This window comes from Nonomuraea sp. NPDC049480 (assembly GCF_044465905.1).
GTDB lineage: Bacteria > Actinomycetota > Actinomycetes > Streptosporangiales > Streptosporangiaceae > Nonomuraea.
Window position 1 is genome coordinate 175,721 of record NZ_JBITMD010000005.1, and the last position, 25,827, is coordinate 201,547.

At 71.7% G+C, this 25,827-nt stretch carries 24 protein-coding genes; 13 read left to right on the forward strand and 11 right to left on the reverse strand.

Annotation, left to right across the window (positions count from 1 at the left end; genetic code table 11):
• Positions 1 to 9: 9 nt before the first annotated feature.
• On the forward strand, positions 10 to 717 hold the full coding sequence (locus tag ACIBX3_RS16845; protein WP_397117737.1) for a DUF3105 domain-containing protein: 708 nt from the start codon (positions 10 to 12) through the stop codon (positions 715 to 717).
• 29 nt (positions 718 to 746) lie between these two features.
• Here the strand turns inward: ACIBX3_RS16845 and ACIBX3_RS16850 are convergent, their stop codons facing one another.
• Both ACIBX3_RS16850 and ald read right to left on the reverse strand, forming a co-directional pair.
• A complete protein-coding gene (locus ACIBX3_RS16850) occupies positions 747 to 1,244 on the reverse strand; it encodes an EF-hand domain-containing protein (RefSeq protein ID WP_397117739.1) in 498 nt (165 codons plus the stop codon).
• 75 nt (positions 1,245 to 1,319) lie between these two features.
• Positions 1,320 to 2,435, reverse strand: a complete 1,116-nt coding sequence (gene ald / locus ACIBX3_RS16855) for an alanine dehydrogenase (RefSeq protein ID WP_397117741.1) — start codon at positions 2,433 to 2,435, stop codon at positions 1,320 to 1,322.
• A gap of 162 nt (positions 2,436 to 2,597) precedes the next feature.
• Between ald and ACIBX3_RS16860 the strand changes: the two genes are divergently transcribed.
• Positions 2,598 to 3,485, forward strand: a complete 888-nt coding sequence (locus tag ACIBX3_RS16860) for an excalibur calcium-binding domain-containing protein (protein ID WP_397117743.1) — start codon at positions 2,598 to 2,600, stop codon at positions 3,483 to 3,485.
• Positions 3,486 to 3,598: 113 nt separating this feature from the next.
• On the opposite strand, the gene ACIBX3_RS16865 is transcribed toward ACIBX3_RS16860, so the two are convergent.
• Both ACIBX3_RS16865 and ACIBX3_RS16870 read right to left on the reverse strand, forming a co-directional pair.
• Positions 3,599 to 3,832: an EF-hand domain-containing protein gene (locus tag ACIBX3_RS16865; protein ID WP_397117745.1), complete on the reverse strand. Its 234-nt coding sequence runs from the start codon at positions 3,830 to 3,832 to the stop codon at positions 3,599 to 3,601.
• Positions 3,816 to 6,032 carry a xanthine dehydrogenase family protein molybdopterin-binding subunit gene (locus ACIBX3_RS16870; protein ID WP_397117747.1) on the reverse strand — a complete coding sequence of 739 codons (2,217 nt, stop codon included), beginning with the start codon at positions 6,030 to 6,032 and terminating at the stop codon, positions 3,816 to 3,818. Before ACIBX3_RS16870 ends, ACIBX3_RS16865 begins: the two co-directional genes overlap by 17 nt.
• Before the next feature lie 94 nt (positions 6,033 to 6,126).
• On the opposite strand from ACIBX3_RS16870, the gene ACIBX3_RS16875 reads away from it, so the two are divergent.
• Positions 6,127 to 7,620: a helix-turn-helix domain-containing protein gene (locus ACIBX3_RS16875; RefSeq protein WP_397117749.1), complete on the forward strand. Its 1,494-nt coding sequence runs from the start codon at positions 6,127 to 6,129 to the stop codon at positions 7,618 to 7,620.
• An 8-nt stretch (positions 7,621 to 7,628) separates the two neighbouring features.
• Here ACIBX3_RS16875 and ACIBX3_RS16880 read toward each other — a convergent pair whose 3' ends face one another.
• Positions 7,629 to 10,409 carry a BTAD domain-containing putative transcriptional regulator gene (locus tag ACIBX3_RS16880; RefSeq protein WP_397117751.1) on the reverse strand — a complete coding sequence of 927 codons (2,781 nt, stop codon included), beginning with the start codon at positions 10,407 to 10,409 and terminating at the stop codon, positions 7,629 to 7,631.
• Positions 10,410 to 10,958: 549 nt separating this feature from the next.
• Between ACIBX3_RS16880 and ACIBX3_RS16885 the strand changes: the two genes are divergently transcribed.
• The 4 genes from ACIBX3_RS16885 to ACIBX3_RS16900 all read left to right on the forward strand — a co-directional run bounded on the left by ACIBX3_RS16885 (position 10,959) and on the right by ACIBX3_RS16900 (position 15,459).
• Positions 10,959 to 12,242, forward strand: a complete 1,284-nt coding sequence (locus ACIBX3_RS16885) for a helix-turn-helix domain-containing protein (protein ID WP_397117753.1) — start codon at positions 10,959 to 10,961, stop codon at positions 12,240 to 12,242.
• Between the two features lie 44 nt (positions 12,243 to 12,286).
• Positions 12,287 to 12,889, forward strand: a complete 603-nt coding sequence (locus tag ACIBX3_RS16890) for a copper resistance protein CopC (protein ID WP_397117755.1) — start codon at positions 12,287 to 12,289, stop codon at positions 12,887 to 12,889.
• On the forward strand, positions 12,886 to 14,862 hold the full coding sequence (locus tag ACIBX3_RS16895; protein ID WP_397117757.1) for a cytochrome c oxidase assembly protein: 1,977 nt from the start codon (positions 12,886 to 12,888) through the stop codon (positions 14,860 to 14,862). The genes ACIBX3_RS16890 and ACIBX3_RS16895 overlap by 4 nt, the downstream gene beginning before the upstream one ends.
• Positions 14,863 to 15,072: 210 nt before the next feature.
• Positions 15,073 to 15,459: a sensor histidine kinase gene (locus ACIBX3_RS16900; protein WP_397117759.1), complete on the forward strand. Its 387-nt coding sequence runs from the start codon at positions 15,073 to 15,075 to the stop codon at positions 15,457 to 15,459.
• Positions 15,460 to 15,483: 24 nt separating this feature from the next.
• Here the strand turns inward: ACIBX3_RS16900 and map are convergent, their stop codons facing one another.
• Positions 15,484 to 16,332 carry a type I methionyl aminopeptidase gene (map, locus tag ACIBX3_RS16905; RefSeq protein WP_397117761.1) on the reverse strand — a complete coding sequence of 283 codons (849 nt, stop codon included), beginning with the start codon at positions 16,330 to 16,332 and terminating at the stop codon, positions 15,484 to 15,486.
• Positions 16,333 to 16,337: 5 nt separating this feature from the next.
• Between map and ACIBX3_RS16910 the strand changes: the two genes are divergently transcribed.
• Complete coding sequence (locus tag ACIBX3_RS16910) at positions 16,338 to 16,541, forward strand: hypothetical protein (RefSeq protein WP_397117763.1); 204 nt, start codon at positions 16,338 to 16,340, stop codon at positions 16,539 to 16,541.
• On the opposite strand, the gene ACIBX3_RS16915 is transcribed toward ACIBX3_RS16910, so the two are convergent.
• Together ACIBX3_RS16915 and ACIBX3_RS16920 are read right to left on the reverse strand one after the other, a co-directional pair.
• Positions 16,538 to 17,185: a cyclase family protein gene (locus ACIBX3_RS16915; protein WP_397117765.1), complete on the reverse strand. Its 648-nt coding sequence runs from the start codon at positions 17,183 to 17,185 to the stop codon at positions 16,538 to 16,540. The genes ACIBX3_RS16910 and ACIBX3_RS16915 overlap by 4 nt on opposite strands.
• Positions 17,182 to 17,433: a hypothetical protein gene (locus ACIBX3_RS16920; RefSeq protein ID WP_397117767.1), complete on the reverse strand. Its 252-nt coding sequence runs from the start codon at positions 17,431 to 17,433 to the stop codon at positions 17,182 to 17,184. Before ACIBX3_RS16920 ends, ACIBX3_RS16915 begins: the two co-directional genes overlap by 4 nt.
• A 73-nt stretch (positions 17,434 to 17,506) precedes the next feature.
• Between ACIBX3_RS16920 and ACIBX3_RS16925 the strand changes: the two genes are divergently transcribed.
• Positions 17,507 to 18,472, forward strand: a complete 966-nt coding sequence (locus tag ACIBX3_RS16925; RefSeq protein ID WP_397117769.1) for a LysR family transcriptional regulator — start codon at positions 17,507 to 17,509, stop codon at positions 18,470 to 18,472.
• A gap of 60 nt (positions 18,473 to 18,532) precedes the next feature.
• Here ACIBX3_RS16925 and ACIBX3_RS16930 read toward each other — a convergent pair whose 3' ends face one another.
• A complete protein-coding gene (locus tag ACIBX3_RS16930) occupies positions 18,533 to 19,111 on the reverse strand; it encodes a hypothetical protein (RefSeq protein WP_397117771.1) in 579 nt (192 codons plus the stop codon).
• A 181-nt stretch (positions 19,112 to 19,292) separates the two neighbouring features.
• Between ACIBX3_RS16930 and ACIBX3_RS16935 the strand changes: the two genes are divergently transcribed.
• Positions 19,293 to 20,435: a lipase family protein gene (locus ACIBX3_RS16935; RefSeq protein WP_397117772.1), complete on the forward strand. Its 1,143-nt coding sequence runs from the start codon at positions 19,293 to 19,295 to the stop codon at positions 20,433 to 20,435.
• A gap of 135 nt (positions 20,436 to 20,570) precedes the next feature.
• Positions 20,571 to 21,224 (forward strand): NADPH-dependent F420 reductase, encoded by a 654-nt coding sequence (gene npdG / locus ACIBX3_RS16940; RefSeq protein WP_397117774.1) that lies wholly within the window; start codon positions 20,571 to 20,573, stop codon positions 21,222 to 21,224.
• A 9-nt stretch (positions 21,225 to 21,233) separates the two neighbouring features.
• On the opposite strand, the gene ACIBX3_RS16945 is transcribed toward npdG, so the two are convergent.
• A complete protein-coding gene (locus ACIBX3_RS16945) occupies positions 21,234 to 21,920 on the reverse strand; it encodes an alpha/beta hydrolase (protein WP_397117776.1) in 687 nt (228 codons plus the stop codon).
• A gap of 12 nt (positions 21,921 to 21,932) precedes the next feature.
• Positions 21,933 to 23,351: a PLP-dependent aminotransferase family protein gene (locus tag ACIBX3_RS16950; RefSeq protein WP_397117778.1), complete on the reverse strand. Its 1,419-nt coding sequence runs from the start codon at positions 23,349 to 23,351 to the stop codon at positions 21,933 to 21,935.
• A gap of 59 nt (positions 23,352 to 23,410) precedes the next feature.
• On the opposite strand from ACIBX3_RS16950, the gene ACIBX3_RS16955 reads away from it, so the two are divergent.
• Together ACIBX3_RS16955 and ACIBX3_RS16960 are read left to right on the forward strand one after the other, a co-directional pair.
• Complete coding sequence (locus ACIBX3_RS16955; protein WP_397117780.1) at positions 23,411 to 24,583, forward strand: trans-sulfuration enzyme family protein; 1,173 nt, start codon at positions 23,411 to 23,413, stop codon at positions 24,581 to 24,583.
• A gap of 315 nt (positions 24,584 to 24,898) precedes the next feature.
• Complete coding sequence (locus tag ACIBX3_RS16960; RefSeq protein ID WP_397117782.1) at positions 24,899 to 25,825, forward strand: serine/threonine dehydratase; 927 nt, start codon at positions 24,899 to 24,901, stop codon at positions 25,823 to 25,825.
• The last annotated feature ends 2 nt before the right edge of the window (positions 25,826 to 25,827 follow it).

Sequence of the window (25,827 nt, forward strand, 5' to 3'; positions counted from 1 at the left end):
GGAGGGACGATGACAAAGGAGAAGGCGCAGGCGCGGCGCGAGCATCTGCAGAAGATGCGGGCCGACCAGAAGCGCAAACAACGCCGCGCCGCGCTGCTCATGTGGGGAACGGGCGGGTTGATCATCGTAGTGCTCGTCGGCGTGGTCGGCTTCTACCTGATCAGGCAGGCCCAGGAGACCTCGCTGGACGCGGTGTCCAGCGTCAAGTACGACGGCGGCGATCACGTGTGGACCGCGGTCACGTACAAGGAGACCCCGCCGGTGGGCGGGCAGCACAACAACTACTGGCAGCAGTGCGGGATCTACGACAAGCCGATCCACCCCGAGCACGCCGTGCACTCGCTGGAGCACGGCGCCACCTGGATCACCTACCGGCCCGACCTGCCCAAGGCGCAGATCGACAAGCTGAAGGAAGTGGCGTCGTCCACCGGCCAGCAGGAATACATGCTGGTCAGCCCCTTCCCGAACCTGCCGGCGCCGATCGTGGTGTCGTCGTGGGGCCACCAGCTCAAGCTGAACGACCCGGCGGACCCGAAGCTGGGCGCGTTCATCAAGCGGTACCAGAGCGGCCCTGACACACCGGAGCGCGGCGCCTCGTGCGGCGGTGAGGACGCCATCAGGACCACGGCCGAGGAGGCCCCGCTGCCGCCCGAGCCGACGGGCCAGCAGCAGCCGACGGCGACCGTCTCCCCGTCGCCCAGCCAGTCCCAGCAGTAGGGCGGCGAGCGGAGCCCCGGACGCGCCCGCTACGCCTGGCCGGTGAGCAGGCCGTGGCGGGCGCGGGCGAACTCCTCGAAGGAGATGCGCCCGTCGCCGTCCGCGTCCGCCCTGGTGAAGACCGCGGTGAGGTCGGTGCCCGGGCGGCTCCACACGGAGGCGAACTCCTCGGCGGTGATCCAGCCGTCGCGGTCGCGGTCGATCAGCGCGAAGGTGGCCTCGGAGATCGGCGTGAGCACGGCCTCCAGGTCGCCGCCGCGCACCAGCGACTCGAAGGAGCGGATGTACTCCTCCCTGCTGATCCGCCCGTCGCGGTCGGCGTCGAGGGCGCGGACGTGGGTGTCCCAGGCGTTGAGGAACGCCTCGACGACCGCCTCCCCCTCGGGCGTGCCGGCGGGCACCCCACTCTGCTCCAGCCGCCGCTGGGCGAGGGCCATGTAGTCGTATCTGGTCAGAAAGCCGTCGCCGTCGGTGTCGAGGTCGTTGAAGTTGTGCTCCGCGCTCTCGCGAAAGCCCTGCTGGGACATTCATCGCTCCGATCGTCACGCTCAGTAGCTGGTCGATACCAAGCGTAATTGCTCGGTCGCGGATTCGGGAGGAGGTCAGACCAGCACGTTCTCCGGCGGCGTCCACTCCAGCCCGTGCGCCTCGGACACGGGGCGGCTGGTCAGGTGGCCCTCGTGGGCGTTCAGGCCGAGCGCCAGCGCCGGGTCCTCGCGCATGGCCCCCCGCCAGCCCAGCTCGGCGATGGCCAGCGCGTACGGGAGCGTGACGTTGGTCAGCGCGAACGTCGAGGTGTGCGGCACGGCGCCCGGCATGTTGGCCACGCAGTAGAAGATCGAGTCGTGCACCCGGTAGGTCGGCTCCTCGTGCGTGGTCGGCCGCGAGTCCTCGAAGCAGCCGCCCTGGTCGATCGAGATGTCCACCAGCACCGAGCCCGGCTTCATCCGGCTGACCAGGTCGTTGCCCACCAGCTTCGGCGCCTTGGCGCCGGGCACCAGCACCGCGCCGATGACCAGGTCGGCCTCCAGCACCGCGCGCTCGATCTCCAGCGTGCTGGAGGCGACCGTCTGGCAGTGCCCCTGGTAGATCAGGTCGGCCTGGCGCAGCTTGTCGATGTTCTTGTCGAGCAGCATCACCTCGGCCTGCATGCCGAGGGCGATGGCGGCGGCGTTCATGCCGGACACGCCGGCCCCGACGACGACGACGTGCGCCGCCCGCACGCCGGACACGCCGCCCATCAGCACGCCCCTTCCGCCCGCGGACCGCATCAGGTGGTACGCGCCCACCTGCGGCGCCAGCCGCCCCGCCACCTCGGACATGGGCGCCAGCAGCGGCAGCGCGCCGTTCGGGGCCTGGACGGTCTCGTACGCGACCGCGGTGGAGCCCGCGTCGAGCAGCGCCTGCGTGCACGCCCGGGAGGCGGCCAGGTGCAGGTACGTGAACAGCACCTGCCCCTTGCGCAGCCGGTGGTACTCCTCGGCCATCGGCTCCTTCACCTTCATGACGAGGTCGCCCGCGCCCCACACCTCGTCCGCGTCGGGGACGATGACGGCGCCCGCCGCGGTGAAGTCGGAGTCCGGGATCGAGGATCCCTCGCCCGCCCCCCGCTCGACGTAGACCTGGTGGCCGTGGCGTACCAGCTCGTGCACCCCCGCCGGGGTCAGCGCCACCCGATATTCGCTGTTCTTGACCTCTAGGGGAACACCGATTTTCATGGGACAACCCTCGTTCGCGCGAAAACTTCCGCCAATCTATGGTCCTGCCCTCATTCTTCCTCGCATGTCCGGGGGCGGCGGAGATTCCCCGCTTGATTACCCGGTTCGGCCGGTCCTCGATAAGCTCACCGCAGCCCGAACATCAGGATGGGATCGTCATCGATGGACAAGCCCGAAGAGCCGCCACTCGCGGATCCGGGGGAGCCGAAGGCCAGCAGATTCACCACCGTCGTGTTGGTCGTCACGCTGGTCCTCGTGGTGCTCGTCGCAGGTGTGGCCGGCACGGTCGCCGTCCTGATGACGAGGAGCCCCGACACGCCTCTGTTAGGCCCTGCGACGCTGCAGCGGCTGGCCGTGCCGCTCCACTTCGCCCCGGTCAGGGAGACGAAGCCGGCGCCGTGCCCCGGCGACCAGGCCGTGCTGGACGAGGAGCAGAAGTCCTGCTACCTGCTGGAGGACGGCGTCACGGTCGGCGCCGTGCAGCAGATCGAGACGGTGCGCGAGAAGGACGGCCAATACTCCGTGCGCATCGCGATCGCGCCGGCGTACAAGGAGAAGCTGGTCCAGCTCATCGACGAGATGGTGGTCGACCAGCGGCAGGTGGCGATCGTGCTCGCCCCCGAGCAGCCCGACCAGCCCAAGATCGTGCTGGCCGCGCCCATCGTCACCCAGCCCATGGAGGGTGACAGCATGAGCATCACCGGGTTCACCAAGGAGCAGGCCGACGCGCTGTCGGCCCGCCTGCGCGGCCCGACGCCGACCGGCACCGCCACCACCACAGGCACGCCGAGCGGCCAGCCAGGCGGTACCCCGCCGGCCACGCCCACGGGCACCACGCCCACGACCGGGTCGACGCCGCCCGCGGCCACGGGTTCGACGAATCCCGTGACGAACGCCGGGCCCACCCCCGACCGGCGCTACGCCAGTTGCAAGGACGCCGTGGCGGCCGGCGACGGTCCCTACTACAAGGGCACGCACCAGGAATACGGCTGGTACCAGGACGTCGACAAGAACGGCGTGGCCTGCAACAGCGCCGACATCACCAACTAGGCGAACAGCATCGTCAGGACGCCGGCACGGCCGGCTCCAGGCCGAAGAGCAACGCCCATTCCCCCCTTACCGATCAGGGGGAATGGGCGTTGCCTACCCGGCCGGAGACCAGGTCACGCTTTCTCGTGCCGCCCGTGGCCGACGAGCCCGACGAACTCCTCGAGCCCGATCGTGCCGTCGCCGTCGCGGTCGGCGGACTGGATGAACGCCTCGATCTCGCTCTCGGACGCGCCCTGCCCGCCCAGCGCCTCGTTGGCCTTGCGGATCTCGGCCGCGGTCAGCAGGCCGTCACCGTCGGCGTCGAAGCGCCTGAACTCCGCCTCCGCCGCCTCACGCGCGCTTGCCATCGGATGCCTCCCCGTTGATCGACCCCTTATTGAACAGGGCGATATCTTCCGGCCTAAGCGGAACGCGAGTCAACCGGAGCCCGGTCGCGGCGCGGACCGCGGCGGCGATGGCGGGGGTGGAGGAGAGCGTCGGAGGCTCGCCGGCGCCCCGCAATCCGTACGGAGCCGCAGGGTCTGGATTTTCCAGGATTTTCAGCTGCATGGGTGGCATGTCGAGGATGGTGGGGATGAGGTAGTCGGTGAACGACGGGTTGAGCACCCTGCCGTCGCGTACCTGGATCTCCTCCATCAGCGCCAGCCCGAGGCCCTGCGCCGAGCCGCCGTGGATCTGGCCCTCGAGGGCCTGCGGGTTCAGGATCCGCCCCACGTCCTGCACCGCCGCCAGCTCGACCACCTTGACCAGGCCCAGCTCCACGTCCACGTCCACGACCGCCCGGTGCACGCACAGCGCCAGCTGCGTGTGCGAGTCGCCCTGCCCGGTGAGCGGATCCAGCGGGTACGTGGGCCGGTGCCGGTACTCGCGCGTCTCCTCGACCGGCCCGGACCGCTCCAGCGCCTCACGCGCCGGCAGTCCCTTGAACCGCTCGCGCACGGCCTCGCAGGCGGCCTTCACCGCGCCACCGGTGACGTACGACTGCCGGGACGCCGACGACGAGCCCGCCGAGCCCACCGACGTGTCGGCGGTGGCCACGGTGACGTTCGCGACGCCCAGCTCGGTGCGGGCGATCTGGGCCTGGACCGTCACCAGGCCCTGGCCCACCTCGGCGGCGGCCGTGTACACGGTGACGTGCGGTTCGCCGCCCACCAGCTCGGCGCGCACCCGGGCCGTGGAGTAGTCGTCGAAGCCCTCGGAGAAGCAGATGTTCTTGATCCCGACGCCGTAACCGACGCCGCGGCGCACCGACTCGCCATGCGTGGTCTGGGAGACGCCGCCGGGCAGGTCCCGCAGGTCCGGCTCCGGCCCGCCGGCCGGCAGCGGCCCGGGCATCGGCAGGGCCTCCAGGTCGCGCAGCATGTCCGCGAGCGGCGCCGGCGAGTCGATCAACTGGCCGGTGATCAGCCGCGACCCCTGCGAGACCGCGTTGCGCATCCGGATCTCCACCGGCGACAGCCCGCACGCCTCGGCCAGCCGGTCCATCTGCGACTCGTACGCGTAGCAGGCCTGCACCGCGCCGAACCCGCGCATCGCGCCGCACGGCGGGTTGTTGGTGTAGACGCCGGTGGCGACGACGTCCACGTTCGGCACCTCGTACGGGCCCACGCCCAGCGACGCGGCGTTGCCGACCACGGCGGGGGAGGAGGAGCAGTACGCGCCGCCGTCCAGCAGGATGTCGGCCTTGACGTAGACGAGCCTGCCGTCGCGGGTGGCGCCGTGCTCGTAGCGCATCAGGGCGGGATGGCGGTGCACGTGGCCGAAGAACGACTCCTCGCGGCCGTAGACGATCTTGACTGGGCGGTTCAGGCGCAGGGCCAGCATGCAGGCGTGCGCCTGCATGGACAGATCCTCGCGGGCGCCGAACGCCCCGCCCACGCCGGACAGCGTCAGGCGTACCTTCTCCGGCGGCAGGCCGAGGCAGGGGGCGAGCTGGTCGCGGTCCACGTGCAGCCACTGCGTGGCGATGTAGAGGTCGACGCCGCCGTCCTCGGCCGGCACCGCCAGCCCGGCCTCCGGGCCCAGGAAGGCCTGGTCCTGCATGCCGACCTCGTACTCGCCGGTGACCACGACCTCGGCCTCGAACGTGTCGCCCACGCGCACCGGCTGGCGCCGCACGACGTCCGTGGACCGGCGGGGGTCGGTGACGGCCTCGCGGACCTCGTACTCGACCACGATCGCGGCGGCCGCGCGGCGCGCCGTCTCCGGATGGTCGGCCGCCACCAGCGCCACCGGCTCACCCTGGTAGCGGACCTGGTCGATGGCCAGCACCGGCTGGTCCTTGTGCTCAAGGCCGTAGAACTTCACGCCCGGCACGTCCTCGTGCGTCAGCGCGGTCAGCACGCCCGGGATCTTCAGCGCGGGCCCCACGTCGATCGAGCGGATCCACGCCGACGGGTGCGGGCTGCGCACCGTCGCCCCCCACACCGTGCCGTCGATCCACAGGTCGGAGGCGTAGGCGAACTCGCCGGTCACCTTCAGCGCCGCGTCAGGGCGTCTGGCACTCTCGCCCACGCCGTGCAGGGTGGTGTACGCGGTCTCCGTCATCCTCCGAGTAGAGCACCGCCGCCCGCCGGGTCCAATGCACGCGACGTGAAATCCCTGTCAAAGCACGTAACATCCGGCTTGTATATTCCTCCAAGTGCGTATCAGTGACCTGCTGGCCATCGACGACCTGTGCTTGACGCTGCTCGCCGGCGACCCCGATCGCGAGTTCAGCACCGTCCACATCACCGACCTGCCGGAGCCGGGACGCTACCTGTCCGGCGGCGAGCTGGTGCTGACCGGGCTCATGTGGCGGCACGCGCCGGAGGACTCCGACAGGTTCGTGGCCGCGCTGGCCGACGCCGGGGTCGCCGCGCTGGGCGCCGGCGCGGCCTGGCTGGGCCATGTCCCCGACGACCTCGTGGCCGCCTGCGGGGCGGCCGGCCTGCCGCTGCTGGAGGTGCCGACCGAGGTCTCGTTCCGCACGCTGACCGAGCTGGTCGTGCCCCGGCTGTCCGGCGACGTGCGCGACGCGCTCGGCCGGCACCGCAGGCTCGTGGCGGCCATCGCCGAGGGCGCCGACCTGCGCGAGCTGTTCGAGCTGACCGCGGCCGAGCTGGGCGTCACCGGCGCCGTGCTGTCCGCGTCCGGCCACGTGATCGTCGGCACGGTCGACGACCCCGTGCGCCTGGCCAAGGCGTACCTCTCGGCGCCGCGGCTGCCCGCCTGCGTCGGCGGCAGCACGATCTTCGCGGTCGGGCGCGGGCACCGGGCCGCCGGCTGGATCCTGGCCTGCGACGGCGACCTGATCGACCGCGCCGACCTCGGCTACGAGCTGGCCGCCTGCGTCGGGCTGGAACGCGGCCGCATGGAGGAGGGCCGCAGGGTCGAGCGCCGCCTGGCCGAGCAGCTCGTCGTGGCCGCGCTCGCCGACGCCGACGTGGCCGAGCTCAACGCCAGGCTGCGGACGTGCGGGATCGACGCGGCGGAGCCGTACGCGATCGTCAACGCCACGGCGTCCCGCCCGGGCGCCACCCGCGGCCCCGACCCCGCCACGCTGGGCGGCCAGGTCGTGGAGGAACTGCTCGGCCGCGAGGTCGTCGCGGCGGCCGGCGCGGACGGCGCGGTCGCCGTGGTGCCGCTGCGCGGCCGCACCACCGCCGAGCTGGCCGACCGGCTGCGTGCCGGGGCCAAGGTGCTGGCCGCACTGCCCGACATCCGGATCTGCGCCGGGCTGAGCGGCGCGCTCACCGGCGCCGCCGCGATCAAGGGCGGCGTGGAGGAGGCCGGGCACGCCAGGCGGCTGGCCGAGTCACGCGCCGGCGGAGTGGTGACCAGCGACGAGATCTACACGCACGCGCTGCTGCTGGCCACGGTCCCGGGCGACGTGCGCCGCTCGTTCGCGGCGCGGCTGCTGTCCCCGCTGCTCGACTACGACCGCGGGCACCAGTCCGACCTGGTGCGCACGCTGGGGATCTTCCTGGACTGCGCGGGCTCGTGGAACGCCTGCGCCGAGCGGCTCCACGTGCACGTCAACACCGTCCGCTACCGCATCCGCAGGATCGAGGAGCTGACCGGCAAGAACCTGTCGAGGATGGCCGACCGCGTGGACTTCTTCCTGGCGTTGCGGGACACCTCGCCGCCTCGCTGAGCGGGTCTTCACAAGGGAATCGATCGCCAGGCCAGCCCCAGGGCCTCGAGCTCTTCGGCCGCGCGGTCAAGCCAGTACACGCTGCCCATCCGCTCAGCGAGCGCCGTCGCCTCGGCGATGCCTCGCTTGGCCGCTCCCGGCTCGCCGAGGAGGCGGTGGGCTCGTGCCTGACAGACGAGGCAGGCCACCTCCGCGGTTTTCGACCTGCTGGCGCGCGCCGCTCCCAACGCCTCTGCGAGCACGCGGCGACCTCTCTCGAGTTCACCAAGCTCAAGCAGGGATTGTCCCCATCGCCACCCGAACATGGCCTGATGCATGACGTCGCCCGCGCGCCGGGCCATCGTCGCCCCCTCTTCCAGCGCGGTGGCGGCGTCCTCCGGCCGGCCGATACCCGCGTACGCTATGCCCAGCATCAGCAGCGCGTAGCGTTCCCCCACAGCCGACGCTATTTCACGGGCGATCGCACGCTGGGCGAGCGCGTGGTTCAGGGCGTCGTGGAATTTCTCCCCCTTCACGTGCAGGTTGGCCAGATTGCCGTGAGCCCGCTGCTGGTTGAATCGATCGCCCAGCCGCTCTGCCAGGCGCAGATGCTGCTCGTGGTGGCCGGTGGCGGCGTCGTCGCCCGTGAAGTACAGGCCCGTGGCGATGTGGGCGTGCGCCTCCATCGTGATGACGTCGTCCTTGAGGCGATGTCCGGTGCGGAGCAGCCGTTCCCCGAGAGAGATCAGATCCGCGACGCGATACGCCTTCTGGTGGTACCACCAGAGGGCGAAGCCGATCGCCACCCCCAGACGGGCCACGTCGTCGTCCGGATCCGCCAGCGCCTGGAAAGCGGCGGCGAGCAGCATGGGCTCTTCTCTCCCGAGCCAGGCGTCCGCCTCTTCCGCGCCGGCGAATCCGCGGCCCCGGGCCCCGACCTCCGGGTGCGCGGGGTGCACCCGGTGGGGATCGCTGATCTTCGCGGCGGACCGCGCGGACGCGGCGTAGTAGCCGAGCACGCGGGTGAGCGGCGCGATTCTCTCGCCGGAGGGGATCAGCTCACCGGCGAAGAGCCGGACGAGATCATGGAGGTGGTAGCGCCCCGGCTCGCCGGCGTCGAGAAGATGGGCGTCGCACAGGCGTTCCAGGGCGCGTTCGGCGTCGGACGGCGAGGAGCCGGCGAGCGCCGCGGCTTCCTCCACCGTGACATCGGGCACATGGAGAAGGCCCAGAAGGGCCAGCATGCGCGCGGCCGTGCCGTCGATCCCGCGCATGCTGCCGTTGAGCGCGTTCCAGCTCGCCGTCAGGCTCGACCGGACGGCGAGCTCGCCGGCCTCCAGCTCGTGGAGCCGCCGTCGTTCATCGGTGAGCCTCGTCACCAGCGCGCCGACGGTCCAGTCCGGGCGGTCGGTCAATCGGGCACCCGCGATGCGCAGCGCGAGCGGGAGGCCGTCGCAGAGGCGGACCAGGCGGGTGGTCTGGCCGAGGTCGGCGGAGACGCGGCCGGCGCCGGCGAGCTTGGCCAGCATGGTGGTGGACTCCGACTCCGAGAGGGGGCCCAGGCGGAGCTGGACGCAGTCGTCGCCGGCTATGAGGGATTCCCGGCTGGTCACCATGACGGCGGTGCCGAGGGGCGTCGACAGGAACGGCCTGACCTGGGTGAGATCGGCGGCGTCGTCCAGGAGGACGAGAAGGCGTCTGCTCTGGAGCTTGCTTCGCCACAAGGCGGCCGACTCGTCGGCGTCCGCGGGAATGGCGCTGTCCGGGGTGCCGACGCCTCGGAGCAGGCGGCTGAAGATCTCATGGGCGGACAGCCGGGGGACGTTCGGCGTGCCGCCGCGGAGGTTGACGTACAGCTGCCCGCTCGGGAACCGGTCCTTGACCATGTGGGCGACGTGGACGGCCATGGCGGACTTGCCGACGCCGGGCGGGCCGGAAATCGCGACGAACGGATGTGGCAGGTCATCGCCCCAGGGATCCAGCAGGGATCTCAGCCGGACGATCTCCTGTGCCCGGCCGACGAAACCGATCAGGTCGCGGGGCAACTGCCGGGGAGGGGTGACCGCCTGGGTCTCCTGCCCGCCGGACAGGACGACGTGGTGCGCGCGGCGCAGGCCTTCTCCCGGGTCCACGCCGAGTTCCTCGGACAGGATGCGCCGGGCTTCCTCGAAGGCCGCCAGCGCTTCGGCCTGGCGCCCGCACCCGTGCAGGGCCAGCATGAGCAGTTCGCGGGGACGCTCCCGGAGCGGATGGCGGCGCGTCAGGTTCTGGAGGTCGGTGAGCGCCTCCTGCGGACGGCGGAGTCGTATGAGCGCGTGGGCCCGGGCTTCCACGGCGGTCAGGCGGAGCTCCTCCAGACGGGCGCGTTCACCGTCCGCGAAGGGGCCCGGCACGCCGCTCAGCGCCGGGCCGCGCCATACCGCGAGAGCCTCGTCGACCAGCCGCAACGCCAGGTCCAGGTCATCGGACCGCTCCGCCTCGCGCGCCGTCCCGAGCCGTTCGGCGAAGACATGGGCGTCCACCCGGCAGAGATCGTGGTGCAACCGGTACCCGCCGGCGGCGCCGGCCAGCACTCTCGACGGCTCACGCCGTTTGCGGCCCGGCTCGCACGCACGCCTCAATCCCGCGATGTAGGTGTAGACGCTCTGCTCGGCGCTGGGCGGGGGTGAGCTTCCCCACAAACCCTCGATCAGCTGGCTCATGGTGACGACTCGCCCTGAGTGCGCCGCCAGCATCACCATGATCGCCTGCTGGCGGGGTGGACCTAAGTCGATTTCTTCGTCGCCGAGCGCGCCGACGACCGGGCCCAAGAGACGGATGGTAAGACCGGCCGCCATGCGCCTCCCCCGTGATCACGAAAACAGATTCACGTAGGCAGCCTAATCACGCTCGCAAGGGCGTAAAGGGCCCAAAGGCTCTGTAGAAGGAATGTAGATGCGGTCGTTAGATTGAAGATCCGCTGTGGTGCGGGCCAGGGCTACACGAACCGGGGCTGATCAGCGGCTCAGGCGAGGTCGCGTGGGGGAGGAGATGGACGGCGGAAAGAGAGGGCACATGGGTGAACATGTGCCTCTCCGGCCCGGCGGTGGTGCGGTGGACACGAAGTGCGGTACGTGCCCGATGCGCCGCCTTGCCCCTCTTACCGACGATCTCCTAGAGGATCTCCTAGCAGCAGAATATTTCTCCCTGCCCAACAGAGAGGGAAGACGGGTCGGCACTTGCGGCCGTAACATTACCCGCAATGGTTGCCGCGGCGGCGATCGCGGCAACCAGGACGGACAGGGCAATGCGCATGCGCATGGGGTTCTCCCTCGCCTATGTGAGGTTGCTCGGACACATCTTCTCAGGGAGCAACTACTGTGACCACATCTGATCTGGTCGGACTCCGTATCAAGACCGTTCGGCGTCAGCGCGGTCTGTCGCAGGCGCAGTTGGCGCACCCCGAGTTGTCGGACAGTTACGTCTCGTTGATCGAGAGTGGTAAGCGTACTCCTACGCCCGCCGTCCTGGAGCTTCTGGCGCAGAAACTCGACTGCTCGCTGTCTTATCTGATCAACGGCGTGACCGCCGAGCAGATGGAGGACATCGAGCTCGCCCTCGGCTATGCGCGGCTGGCCCTCGAGAACGGCGAGGTCGCCGAGGCCCGTACGCGGTTCGAGGAACTGCTGGGCAACAGCAACCTGACAGGTCTGACGGCCCTTCGTCAAGACGCCGAGTTCGGGCTGGCCCTCGCCACCGAGGCCGGCGGCGATCTCGACCGGGCGATCTCGATCCTGCTCAAGCTGCGCAAGGAGGAGCTCACCCCGGAGCGCGGCATCGAAGTGGCCGTCGCGCTGTGCCGCGCCTACCGGGAGAGCGAGCGGCTCACCGAAGCCGTCGAGGTGGGCGAGCAGATGCTGGGCGGCAACGTCCGGCTGGCCTGGACCGACCTGCTCGTCGAACTGGGCGCCACGCTGCTGGCGGCCTACCTGGAACGCGCCGACCTGCTGCGCGCCAGGCAGTTCGCCGCCGAGCTGCTCAACGCCGCCGACGCGCTCGGCACACCGCGCTCGATCGTCGCGGCCAACTGGAACGCCTCCATCGTCGCCCGTGTCACCGGCCACGGCCATGAGGCGGTCAGCTTCGCCGAGCGGGCCATGGCCGTGCAACTGGAGCACGGCCAGCCGCGCAACATCGCCAGGATGCGGGTCGCGCTCGCGAAGACGCTGCTCCGGTCCGGCACGCGGGACGCCGTGGCCGTGCGCAACATGCTGCGCGCGGCGATCGCCGAGTTCGAGCAGACCTCGACCAGCACGATCGACCGGGCGATCCTCCACGTGGAGCTGGCCTGCTCGGAGTACATGACAGGCGACCTGGACGAGGCCGTCCAGCACGCCGTCACCGGCAGGAACCTGCTGCCCGAGTTCGGCAACGTGCTGGGTGCGGAAGCCAACCTGCTGCTCGGCAGGATCTACGGTGCGGTCGGCCGGGTGGACGAGGGACGTGAGCACACCGCCGCCGTGAAGGGGTGGCTCGCGCCGCTGCCCGACTCCCGCCGCTCGGCCTCCACCTGGTACGCCACGGCGGAGACCATGGAGCAGCTCGGCGACTCCGAGGGCGCCGTGGAGGCGTACCGGCGGGCTCTGGCCTGCGCCGGGGTGTAGCGAGGTCCGGACCGGGCGGTGGCGTCGGTAGCCTTGGGGGTGTCATGAAGAGATCCCCGCTCGCGGCCCTGACCGCGATAGTCGCCGCCGCCCTGCTCGTGTTCGGCACCGCCGCGCCCGCGCTGGCGCATGACGCGCTCAAGAGCAGCTCCCCGGCCAAGGGGGCCGAGGTCGAGGCCCTCGACGAGGTCAGGCTCGAGTTCACCGCCAAGGTGCGCGTGCCGTTCGTCATCGTGCGCGGCCCGGGGGGCGCCGAGGTGCAGTCCGGCAAGCCCGAGCTGGATGGCGCGGTGGTGACGCAGGCGGTGAAGGAGCCGCTGGCGGACGGGAAATACACGATCGCCTACCGGGTCGTGTCGTCCGACGGTCACCCGATCGAGGGCGAGATCCCGTTCCGGGTGAAGGGCGCCGAGACGCCCTCGCCCAGACCCGAGCCTTCCGGGGACGCCTTGGCGAGCCCGGCGCCGTCCGCCTCGGCCGCCGTGACGGACGGGCCGTCCGCTCCGGCCGGCCAGACGAGCCCGGAGACCGACCAGGCGTCGGCCGAGCAGGATGTGTCGTTCCCCGTCTGGCTGATCGTCGTGGTCGGCGCGCTCATCGGCATCGGCATCGGATTCCTGCTCAGCGCGCGGAGAAGCAAGCCATGAGCCGGGCGGCGCGTCTCGCGCTCGCGGGAGCGGCGGCCGCGGTCGTCGCGCTGGTGATCGGCATGATCGCCGGAGGCCGGGCGTTCCCCAGGATCATCCCGGGGCTGCCCGACTCCGGCGCGGTCGTCCGGTGGGGGCTGCCACTGTCCAAGCTGCTCATGGACGTGGCCGGCCTGCTCACCGTCGGCCTGCTGCTGATGGCCGCCGCGCTGCTGCCCAACGACAAGGGCGTGCTCGGCAAGCCCGCGCTCCACTACGTCAAGGCCGCCTCCTGGGCCGCGCTGACCTGGGCCGGGGCGGCGTTCCTCGCCATCGTGTTCGGCGTCGCCGATTCCCTGGGCCGGACGGTGCCCCAGATCTTCACCGGCGCCTACCTCAGCAGCTATGCCACCCAGACCACGCAGGGCGTGGCGCTCACGCTGGTCGTGCTGTTCGGCGTGGCGATCGCGCTGTTCTCGCGGGGGGCGATCACCGCGGGCGCCGCGGCGGGACTGCTGGTGCTCGCGCTCGTCACACTGCTGCCCCCACCCCTCACGGGGCACACCTCCTCCTCGCCCAACCACGACCTGGCCACCTCGGCGGTGTCGCTGCACCTGCTCGCCCTCGCCCTGTGGGTGGGCGGCCTGATCGTGCTGGCCGCCCACGCCCTGCGACGCGAGCCGCAGCTCGACGTGGCCGCCGACCGGTTCTCCCGGATGGCCCTGTGGTGCTACGCCGGCGTCGGGCTGTCAGGGGTGTTCAGCCTGGTCGCGCGACTGGGCGCGGTGTCCGACCTGTGGACCTCCGACTACGGCATGATCGCCGTGGCGAAGATCGTCGCGTTCGTGCTGCTCGGCTACGTCGGCTACTGGCACCGGCAGCGCACGCTGGTCCAGCTCCAGGCCGGCCGGCCGCACGCGTTCACCCGGCTGGCCGGCGGCGAGACGCTGCTCATGCTCGCCACCGTCGGGCTGGCCGTCGCGTTGTCGCGCACCCCGCCGCCCGAGTTCAGCATTCCCGCCGACCGGGCGTACGAGCTGCTCGGTTTCCCCCTTCCGGAGGAGATCACGCTCGGCAACGTGTTCGCGCTGTGGTGGTTCGACCTGTTCTTCGCCGCGGTCGCCGCCGCCCTCGCCGGGCTGTACGCGGTGGGCGTGCGCCGGCTCAGGCGGCGCGGCGACGCCTGGCCCTGGGGACGCACGGCCTCCTGGTTCGCCGGGGTGGCGATGCTGGTGTTCGCCACGCAGAGCGGGCTGGCCAGGTACGCCCAGGTCATGTTCGACGTGCACATGATCGAGCACATGACCCTCTCCATGATCGTGCCGATCTTCCTCGTCCTCGGCGGGCCGGTCACGCTGGCGCTGCGCGCGCTCAAGCCCGCCGCCAGGAAGGGCGACCGGGGGCCGCGGGAGTGGATCACGACGATCCTGCACAGCCGGTTCACGAAGGTCGTCACGCATCCCGTCGTCGCCACGTCGATCTTCATCGGGTCGACGTACGCGCTCTACTTCACGTCGCTGTTCGAGTCCGCCATGACCGAGCACCTCGGGCACATCTGGATGACCCTGCACTTCCTGCTCAGCGGGTGCCTGTTCTTCTGGGTCATCATCGGGGTCGACCCGGGGCCCAACCGGCTCCCGTACGTCGGGCGGCTGCTCATGCTCTTCGTCACCATGCCGTTCCACGCCTTCTTCGGCATCGCGCTGATGATGATGGGCACGGTGATCGCCTCCGGCTGGTACGAACAGCTCGGCCGCACCTGGGGGGACACGCTGCTGCAGACACAGCGGGACGGCGGCGCCATCGCGTGGGGGTTCGGCGAGATCCCCACGCTGATCGTGCTGCTGGCCATCGCCGTGCAGTGGTACAAAGACGACGACCGGCAGGCCCGGCGCGCCGACCGCAGGGCCGACCGGACCGGCGCCGGAGATCCGGAACTCGATTCCTACAACGCCTACCTCGCCCGTCTCAACCGCGCTGACAAGGGCGAGTAGCCGTTCGGCCACCCCCTTCTATCTTCGAACCACACGTCTCTGTACCGCCAGGTAGCCTTTCTCGTAGGGGATACGGGCATAACCTCATCAGCTAGCGTGCGTAGGCCTTGAGGGGGGATTTGCGCAGCGCGAGTGGAGGCGCCGGAGTGGGGACCGGCGCAGGCTCCGGGGTGCCAAGGAAGGCGAGAACCATTGTCGGAAGAGACACGCATGCGCGGGGGGCAAAGCCTGGCCGAGGCGCTCGAGAGCTACCTCGCCGAATGGTCGGAGCGCACGGGCATCGCCGTGGAGACCTGGGCCCTGCCGGGCACCGACGTGCCGTCCCGCGTTTCCCGCAGCGTCATGGCCGCGATGCGCGAAGCCCTGGACAACGTCGAACGGCACAGCAGAGCCAGGACCGTGTCCATCGCCGTGACCGCCGGCAAGAGCGGGCTGCGCATGACCGTCAGCGACAACGGCCGGGGCTTCTCCGCACCGGCGGCCGGGCGCGGGATCGCCCGGATGCGGGCGGCGTTCGCGGAGGTCGGGGGCAGCCTGTCGGTGAACAGCGTCCATGGCGAGGGCACGACGATCACCGGGGTGGTGCCCAAGGACTGACCGTGCGCCGGACCCTCCGGCCGGCTACGGGAGGGTGAGGATCTCGCTGCCCGTTTCCGTGACGACGATCGTGTGCTCGAACTGGGCCGTGCGCTTGCGGTCCTTCGTCACCGCCGTCCACTTGTCCGGCCAGATGTCGTACTCGATCGTGCCCAGCGTGAGCATCGGCTCGATCGTGAACGTCATGCCCGGCACCAGCTCCACCCGCAGCGACGGGTCGTCGTAGTGGGGGACCATCAGGCCCGAATGGAAGCTCGTGCCGATGCCGTGGCCGGTGAAGTCGCGGACGACGCCGTAGCCGAAGCGCTTGGCGTACGCCTCGATGACGCGGCCCACCACGTTGAGCTGCCGGCCCGGGGCCACCGCCTTGATGGCGCGCATCATCGCCTCGCGGGTGCGCTCGACCAGCAGCCGCGACTCCTCGTCCACCTCGCCCACGAGGTACGTCGCGTCCGTGTCGCCGTGCACGCCGCCGATGTAGGCGGTGATGTCGACGTTGACGATGTCGCCGTCGCGCAGCACGGTGTCGTCGGGGATGCCGTGGCAGATCACCTCGTTGATCGAGGTGCACAGGGACTTGGGGTAGCCCTTGTAGCCCAGCGTGCTGGGGTAGGCGGCGTGGTCGATGAGGAACTCGTGGCCGATCCTGTCGAGCTCGTCGGTGGTGACGCCCGGCTGGACGTGCTTGCCCACCTCCTCGAGCGCCCGGGCGGCGATCCTGCCCGCCACCCGCATGCGTTCGATGATCTCGGGGGTCTTCACGTCGGACTCGCCGGTCTTGGGGCGCTTCTTGCCGACGTACTCCGGCCGCTCGATGTGGGCGGGGACCTTCCGCAAGGGCGAAACTCGCCCTGGCTGGAGCAGTGTCGTCATGAACCATGAGTCTACGGGGCAGAATTGACCATGTGAGCGATGGCCAGTGGTGGTTCTGTCTCAAGCACATGCGGGTCGAGCCCGAACAGGGCTGCCCCAACAAGGACCGGATGGGTCCGTACGCGTCCGAGCAGGAGGCGGCCGGGGCGCTGCAGCGCGCCGCCGACCGCAACAAGGCGTGGGACGAGGCCGACCAGGACGACGACTAAGGCACGATCGCGTAGGCCCGGACGGGGAACGTCCCCATCCCGGCGACCATCGGTGGCGCGGCGTGGAAGCGGAAGCCCTCGTCGGGCAGCTCCGCCAGTCCCGTCATGTGCTCGACCAGCGGGATCCCCGCCTCCAGCAGGATCGTGTGGGCGGGGCGCTCGCCCTGCGGCGGGGTGTCGTCGATGTTGAGCGAGTCGATCCCGGCCAGCGCCGCGCCCTGCCCGGCCAGCCACTTCGCCGACTCCGGCGCCAGATAGGGGTGGCCGTGGGCGTAGGCGTCCGTGCCGAAGTGGCGGTCCCAGCCGGTGTGGATCAGCACGGCCTTCCCCCGTACGTCCAGCCGGTGGTCCAGGACCACCTCCCGTCCGCCGCCCTGGGCGCGGACGACCAGTCCGGGGAGGTCGGCGAGCTTGGTCAGCGGCACCTGGGACAGGTCGGGGCCGTCCGGGTAGCGGTGGTACGGGGTGTCCAGGTAGGTGCCGGTGTTGGCGGCCATGGTGATCATGCCGATGTGGAACTCGGTGCCCGGCGCGTACACCTTGCGGGAGTCCTCCCTGCTGAGGTGCTCGCCCAGCTTCGGCGCCGGGATGCCGGGATAGGTCACCATGCCGTCGACGATGCGGTGGCTGAGCTCGACGATCATTTCGTTACTCCTACGCCCGTGAGTTTGACCAGGGCCACCACGCCGATGGCGGCCCATATCAGGTTGAGGCCGGCCGACGGCCAGGCGGCGCTGGAGGCGCTGTTGACCATGAGGGCGACCGAGCCGAAGAGGTTGAGCAGCTGATACGCCGCTCCGTCGCCCGAGAGGCGGGACGACGAGACCAGGGCGTAGCCGGCCAGCAGGACGGCGGCTCCGGCCCACCCGATGGCGGCGAGGAGGAGATCCATGCACCCTATTGTCCGGATGTTGGGTCGTAAAGCACAAATAAAGAAAGCTAAACATGCACGTAAGCTGAGCTGCATGGACATCGATCCTCGGCGCCTGCGCGTGCTGCACGAGGTGGCCCGCCGCGGTGGCGTGATGCGGGCCGCCGAGGCACTTCACCTCACGCCCTCCGCCGTCTCTCAGCAGCTCGCCCAGCTGGAGCGCGAGGTCGGGCTGGCGCTCCTCGACCGCTCCCAGCGCCGGATCTCCCTCACCCCGGCCGGCCGGGTGCTGGCCGGATACGCCGAACGGGTGGAGGAGGAGCTGCTGGAGGCCCGGCGGGAGCTGACCCGGTTCACCGAGCGGCTGGCCGGGCCGGTGCGCATCGCCGCGTTCCCCACGGTGATCACGCACGTGCTGGTGCCCGCCATGCGCGAGCTCGCCGCACGCCATCCCAAGATCACGCCGATCATCCACGAGATCTACGGCGCGTCCGCGCTGCAGGAGCTGCGGCTGGGCGCGGTGGACGTGATGCTCGCCGAGCAGGACATGGGGATGCCCGCGCTCGCGCAGCCGTCGCTGAGCACGCGGCTGCTCTACGTGGACGAGTACCGCATCGTGCTGCCGCCCGACTGGCCCGATCCGCCGCGTGACTTCGCCGACCTGACGGAGGTGCCGTGGGTGGCCGGGGATCCGAGCCAGGCGACCGGGCAGGCGCTGGAGCGGCTGGCCGGGCTGCACGGGTTCGAGCCGCGCAAGGTGCACGTCATCACCGAGTTCGGGCCCACGCTGGCGCTGGTCGCGGCCGGGCACGGGGTGGCGATCGTGCCCACGCTGGCCCTGCTCGACGTGCCCGAGGGCGAGGTACGGGTGAGCGAGCTGCGCGACGTGGGCGCGCGCCGGCTGGACGCCGTGACCCGTGTCAGCCGTACGCGGTCGGGGGAGCCCGATCCCGTGCAGGCCGTGGTGATCGGCGTGATCGAGGAGGCCACGGCGGCGCTGGAGGGGTCGCTGAGCGGACGCCTGCGAGCGGCCGGGCAGCCCGTCGCCGGAGGGTCCTAGCGGCCGTCGCCGGAGGGTCCCGGCCGGGCGGCGGACAGGCGGGGCGGTTGCCGGAGGGTTCTAGTCGGACAGTTGCGGGCCGCTGACCTTCTCCAGGAGGCGGGCCAGGCGGCCGCGCAGGCCGAGCCGCCGCTCCACCTCGCCGGCCGCCGCGCTCACCAGGTGCTGCGCGCCGTCGAACGTCACCAGCCCGTCCCGCGGCACCGCGATCGCGTCGTGCGCCAGGCCGGACAGCTCCGCGTCGCCGCCTTCGATCGCCAGGATGGTCGCGCCCGTGCGGCGGGCGTCGTTCACCCGCTCCAGCAGCGGCACCGGCGCCTGCCCTTCCGACAGCACGAACAGCGTCTCGCCGCGCGCCGCCCGCTCCAGGCGGTCGAGCCCGACGCGCAGGTGGGCGGGCGCATCCGCGGGGGGCGTCCAGCGCACCAGGGTGGGCGTGAGCTGCGGCAGGCCCGAGAACTCCGCCTCGTCGCTGAGGTGCGCGGTCAGGTGCCAGGGCTCGTCGTCCGGGGTGCCCACCAGCAGCAGGCCGCCGGGCGATCGGGTGGCGCGCAGAGCGTGGCCGAACTCGCGGGCGCGCTCGAGCCAGCCGGTCTGGGCGAGGAGTTCGCGGAGGAGGGCCACCGATCCGGAGTCCATATGTCCATGGTGCCCCAGTGCCTCGCGCGGGGGAGCTGTTTCGCGAGTGATGTATTGACACGTGCTGTGTTTCGCCGTCATTTCGGGCCTTGACATGTAGTTACCCTCGGGTAACGATCGGCTCGCGGCGCCGCCGTCCCAAGTCGGTGATCCTCAGGGACCTCAGGGAGAGGGGCGGCACATGACCTTACGTGTCCGCGTCAGCATGTCCGCGATCCTGTTATTGATCATGTCCTTCACCGCGGCTCCGGCACGCGCGGCGACGCCGGGGAACGTGGTCTCAGCACAGCCCGCCACCGTCTACCTCCTGCCGGGCAAGCTGCTGGAGGTGCCGGTCAACGCCTGGCACATCCTCTACAACTCCACCTCCGCCACCGGCGCGCTCAACGCCGTCTCCGGCACGCTGCTCGTGCCCAAGGGCGACTACCCGCTCGGCACGCGCCCGATCATCGGGTACGCCGTCGGCACCCACGGCCTCGGCGACCAGTGCGCCCCCTCCGTCAGCATGAGCGAGGGCAGGGAGGCCGAGCTCGCGCTGATCAGCCTGTTCCTGCTCAAGGGGTTCGCGGTGGCCGTGACCGACTACGAGGGTCTCGGCACGCCGGGCCGGCACACGTACATGGCCGGGATCTCCCAAGGCCACGCCGTGCTCGACTCGATCAGGGCCGCCATGCGGGTGCCGGGCGCCGGGCTGTCGGCCCGGGCGCCCGTCGCCGTCATGGGCTACTCGCAGGGCGGCGCGTCGGCAGGGTGGGCCGCCCAGCTGCAACCCTCGTACGCGCCCGAGCTCAGGCTCAGGGGCGTGGCCGCGGGCGGCGTGCCCGCCGACCTGCACGCCGTCGCGACTCACCTGGACGGCGGCGAGAACTTCGGGCTGGCCGCGGCGGCCGGCGTCGGGCTCGACGCCGCTTACCCCGAACTCGACCTCGACGCCGACCTCAACGACCGGGGCCGCGCGCTGCTCGCCGAGGCCGCCGACGCCTGCGTGGGCGACCTCGACGGGCTCGCGGGGCTCCGCTTCTCCGATCTGAGCCCGATCGACCTGCTCAACCAGCCCAAGTGGCAGGCTCGGCTGGGCGAGAACCGGCTCGGGGGCGTGGCGCCGCGGGTGCCGATGTTCCTGTACCACGGCAACGGGGATCAGATCATTCCGCCGGCGGTGGGTTCCACGTTGCGGTCGGAGTACTGCCGGGCCGGGGCGAACGTGCGGTGGGTCGCGCTGCCCGCGCCCGACCACGTCACGGGGGCCATCGAGGGCGGGCCGCTCGCGATCGAGTGGCTGACCCTGCGGATACTCGGGTTGCCGGCGTTCGGCAACTGCTAGCCGTCGATTCCGCGGCCGGGGCCCGGTCTGTCCGGGCCCCGGCCGTCGTCCGCCCGGCCGTCGCCGCCCGCCCCGGTCGGGGGAGAGGGGCGGGCGGCGGGAGGGCGGGATTCGAGGGCTGGCATGATCTGCCGTATGACAGATGTGAGCGGACTTTCCATCGGCATCCTCGGCGGCACCGGCGACCAGGGAAAGGGGCTGGCGCGGCGGTTCGCGCTGGCCGGGCATCCGGTGCTGATCGGGTCGCGGAGCGCCCAGCGCGCCCAGGAGGCGGCCGACTCCATCGGGGCGGGCGCGACGGGCGGTGAGAACGCCGCCGTCGCCGCCCAGGCCGGCCTCGTCATCGTGGCCGTGCCGTACGAAGGCCACAAGGCGCTCCTGGAATCCCTCAGGTCCGAGCTGGCCGGGAAGATCGTGGTGGACTGCGTGAACCCGCTCGGGTTCGACAAGCAGGGCGCCTACGCGCTGCCGGTCGAGGAGGGCAGCGCCGCGCAGCAGGCCGCGGCGGTGCTGCCGGACAGCCGGGTGGTGGCGGCCTTCCACCACGTGTCGGCCGTCGTGCTGATGGACCCGGCAGTGGACAAGGTGGACCTGGACGTGCTGGTGCTGGGCGACGACCGTGAGGCGACGGACACGGTGCAGGCGCTGGCGGAGGCCATCCCGGGCGTGCGCGGGGTGTACGGCGGGCGGCTGCGCAACGCCTTCCAGGTCGAGGCGCTCACCGCCAACATCATCTCCGTCAACCGCCGCTACAAGGCGCACGCGGGGCTGCGGATCACCGACATCTGACCCGTCATCTCACGGCTTCCGCGAGAGCTTCAGCAGCGCGTCCGTGACGCCTTCCGGGTCGACGATCTGGTGCAGGTGCATGCCGGGCACCCGGGTCACGGGCCAGCCCCGCCGGTGCGCCTCCTCGGCGACCTTGTCGTACGGCGGCCCGAACCACAGGCATGAGCACCTGACCTCGTCCCACCCGGCGGGCACGGGGATGGACTGCGTGTAGTAGTCGAGCGGCAGCCGCGGCTGCTCCGCCGCGACCCGCACGCGCGTGGCCGGGTCGGGCAGCATGGCCACCACGTCCTCCTCGTCCCACCAGTCCGTCCAGCGCGGGAGCACCCCGTCCGGGCCGGCCAGGTCGCGCAGGAACGGCAGGAACTCCTCCTCCGCGACCCTGATCAGCCCGTCGCGCGGCGGGATGTGCGCGTCGGCGAACACGCACGCCACCACCTGATCGCCCAGCCCTTCCTTGATCAGCGGCAGGAAGAACCCGGCGTTGCTGTGCGCCGCAAGCACCACGGGACCGGCGGGCGCGGCGTCCCGCACGGCCGCCACCACCCGCGGCCAGTAGGGCGGCCCGCCCGTCGAGATGCCGGTCAGGTCGGGCACCACGGCGGCGTGCCCCCGGCGCTCGAGCGACTCGGCCACGGGAGCCCATGTCGACGGCCCGACGGAGGGGCTGTGCACGAGTACGAAGGTCGTCTCCACGTACCCACACTGTCAGACGATGAGGGTGTGACGGGAGGCCGCCCTCCCCGCCCCGTCGAAGGATGCCCAGGCCGCGGCCAGGTTGTTCACCGCTCGCGAAAGTTCCTCCGCCGGGAACAGGAAGTGCAGCCGCATGTGGTCGGCGTGCCCGCCCAGGGGGTCGAACGACCGGCCCGGCGGCACCGCGACGCCATGCCGGAGCGCCACCTGGGCGAACGCGTCGACCTCGCCGCGCGGCAGCCGTACCCAGATCGTCTGGCCGCCGCGGGCCGGCTCGAACGACCACGACGGGAGCCGTTCGCGCAGCTCGGCGCACAGGTGGTCGTGGCGCTCGCGCAGGGTGCGCACGCGGGCCCCGCGTACCTCGTCCAGGCGCCGCAGCAGCGCCGCGGCGGCGAGCTGGCCGAGGACCTCGCCCCCGAGGTCGTGCACGGCCCGCAGCCTGGACAGGCGCGACACCAGCGGGGCCGCCGCGCGGATCCACCCCAGGCGCAGCCCGCCCCAGACGAGCTTGCTCATCGAGCCCACCGTGACGACCTGTTCGCCACGCCCGAACGCGGCCACCGGCGGCGGCGTCTCGCCCGAGAAGCACAGCTCGGCGCAGACCTCGTCGTCGATCAGCAGCACGTCGTGCTCGGCGGCGAGCGCGGCCAGCCGCCTGCGCCCGGAGTCGGGCATGACGGCGCCGTCCGGATTGCGCGCGGTGGGGACGAAGTAGGCCAGCGTGGGGCGCTCGCGCAGTTGCTCGGGCGTCCCCGGCTTGATGACCGCCGACGCGTGCCTGAACACCTCCAGCGCCCCCGGGTACGTCGGCGACTCGGTCAGCACGGTGTCGCCCGGTGCCACCAGCAGCCCGGCGAGCAGCGTGAGCGCCTGCTGCGCCCCCGTCGTCACCATGATCTCGTCGGGCGTCGTGGGCAGGCCGCGGGCGCAGTAGTAGTCCGCGAGCGCCGCGCGCAGGGCGGAGTTGCCCGCCGGCTGGTAACCGAGGTCGCGGACGCCGGCCAGCCGCGCCGCGGCCTCCTCGTACGCCTCGAACATCGCCTGCGGCGGATCGTCGGGAGCCGCGCACGTCAGCAGCTGCACCCCGTCCGGCGGGTGCAGGATGTGCAGCAGCAGCGGGTTGGCGGGCACGCCGTCGGCGGTCCTGGTCGCGGGCAGGTCCAGCGCGGCCACCCGGGTGCCGCTGCCCTGCCGGCGCACCACGCGGCCCTCCTGCTGCAGCAGGTCGTACGCCGCCACCACGGTGCCCCGGCCCACCGCCAGCCGCCTGGCCAGCACCCGGTCCGGCGGCAGCGGCTCGTCCGGCGGCAGCACGCCGTCGTCGATCAGCGCCCGCAGCCTGGCAGTCAGCAGCAGGTACAGCGGCCCGCGGCCCGACGCCCACCGGCCCAGCAGATCGACGAGGTCGTCGAGATTGGCCCCATTCATGGACCAATTCTGCCCGATTGGCTCTGACATCGGATCCTGGACCGGGGGATCATTTCCTCATGACCGAGTTCCGTCCCGAGACCAGGGTCGTACACGTTCCCCACCCGCCCGTCCAGGACAGCCGTCCCATCTCCGTGCCGATCTACCAGACCTCCGGGTTCGTCTTCGACGATCCCGCCGTGATGGCCGACGCGATGGGGCGTCCCGACGGGCCGTTCGTGTACGGGCGCTACACCAACCCCACCGTCCGCTCGCTGGAGCTGGCCGTCGCCGGGCTGGAGGGCGGCACGGCCGCCATCGCCACCGGCTCCGGCATGGGCGCGATCAACACCGTCCTGCTCTGCCTGCTCAAGCCCGGCGACCACCTGATCGCTCAGCGGTCCCTGTACGGGGGGACGGCGGCGATGATCAAGGAGCTGGTCGGCCGGTTCGGGATCGACGTCACGTACGTGCCGGAGAACGACCCCGCCGCCGTGCGCGCCGCCGTCCGGCCCGAGACCCGGCTCCTCTACCTGGAGACCATCAGCAACCCCATGACGCTGGTGGCCGATCTGCCCGGGATGTGCGCGGCCGCCCGGGAGCTGGGGATCCTGTCCGTGGTCGACAACACGTTCGCCACGGCCATGTTGTGCCGGCCCCTCGAGCACGGCGCGGACATCGTCGTGCACTCCACCACCAAATACCTGTCCGGGCACACCGACGTGGTCGGGGGCCTGGCCGTCTTCGCCGACACCGCCCTCTACGAGCGGGTCTGGCACTTCGCGATCGAGCTGGGGGCCTCGGCGGACCCGTTCGCGGCCTGGCTGACGCTGCGCGGGCTGCAGACGCTCGCGCTGCGCATGGAACGCCACTGTTCCAACGCCGAGCTCCTGGCCACCCGCCTCGCCGGGCACCCCGCCGTCACGGCCGTCCACTGGCCGGGGCTGCCCGCGCACCCGTCGTACGAGCTGGCCGGGAAGCTGCTGCCCGGCTTCGGTGGGGTGTTCTCGTTCGACCTGGCCGGCGGGCGGGCCGCCGGGGAGAAGTTCATGAGCTCGGTACGCCTCGCGCTGCTCGCCCCCTCGCTCGGCGGCGTCGAGACGCTGGTCCTGCACCCGGCCACCACCTCGCACCGGGCGCTCAGCGCCGACGAACTGGCCAGGACCGGGATCGGGGAGGGCACCGTGCGGATCGCGGTCGGCATCGAGCACCCGGAGGACCTCTGGGCCGACGTGTCCCAGGCCCTGGCGTAGCGTCTTCGGCTCTCTGCGTTCACATGAGCAAAACGGGCATCAGCGTAGCCTCGTCGCTTGCCGGCCGAGGCCGGCAAGCGATCCGGTGGAAGCCGGCGCCGCGTCCGTCCGGCGGGCCGGGCGGACCGTGGCTGAGAACCCGCGTTATCGGGGCCCTGACTCCGCCTTCCTGGATGGAGTGCGGCTCTTGGGCCACCGCCCCCGCCGGACGCTGTCCCGTTGGTGCGGACACCAGCGGGGGCGAGGACCGGGCGCCGCTCAGGCACCCGGATGTGACCGAACAGTATGCTCGCTGTCTTCGATGAGGGGGAATTCATGACCGCCGTCGCCCATGTGGACGTGCTGGCCGCCGCCGAGCGGATCTCCGGGCTCGTGCTGCGCACGCCCGTGCTCGAGATCTCGCCCGGGCTGTTCCTCAAGCTGGAGCTGCTGCAGCACTCGGGGTCCTTCAAGGTGCGCGGGGCGTTCAACCGGATGGTGTCGGCGGGGGCGCTGCCGGACAGCGGGGTGATCGCGGCCAGCGGGGGGAACCACGGGCTGGCGGTGGCGTACGCGGCCAAGGCGCTGGGGGTGCGCGCGGAGATCTTCGTGCCCGAGGTGACGAGCCCCGTGAAGGTGGCGGGGCTGGAGGCCTTGGGGGCGCACATCACCCAGACGGGGGCCATTTACTCCGAGGCGGCGGAGGCGGCGGGCAAGCGGGCCGCCGAGACCGGTGCGCTGACCGTGCACGCGTATGACCAGGCGGAGGTGGTGGCCGGGCAGGGCACCACCGGGCTGGAGATCATGGCGCAGACCGGGGGCGTGGACACCGTGGTGGTGGCCGTCGGGGGCGGCGGCTTCGCCGCGGGGATCACGCTGGGGACCGAGGGTGCGGCCTCACCCCGGATCGTCGCCGTCGAGCCCGAGCGGATCCCCACTCTCCACGCGGCGCTGCGGGCCGGTGAGCCGGTGCCGGTCGACGTGGGCGGGGTGGCGGCCGACGCTCTGGGCGCCACCCAGCTCGGCGGGCTGGCCTTCGAGATCCTGTCCGGGCCGCGGGTGGAGAGCGTGCTGGTGAGCGACGAGGCGATCGTGGCGGCCCGGCGTACCTTGTGGGAGCGGCATCGGGTGGCGGCCGAGCACGCGGGGGCCGCGGCTTACGCGGCGTTGCCGGCAGGGGTGTACCGGCCGGGGGCGGGGGAGCGGGTGGCGGTGGTGGTGTGCGGCTCCAACACCGACCCCGCCACGCTCACCGGCCCCTGACC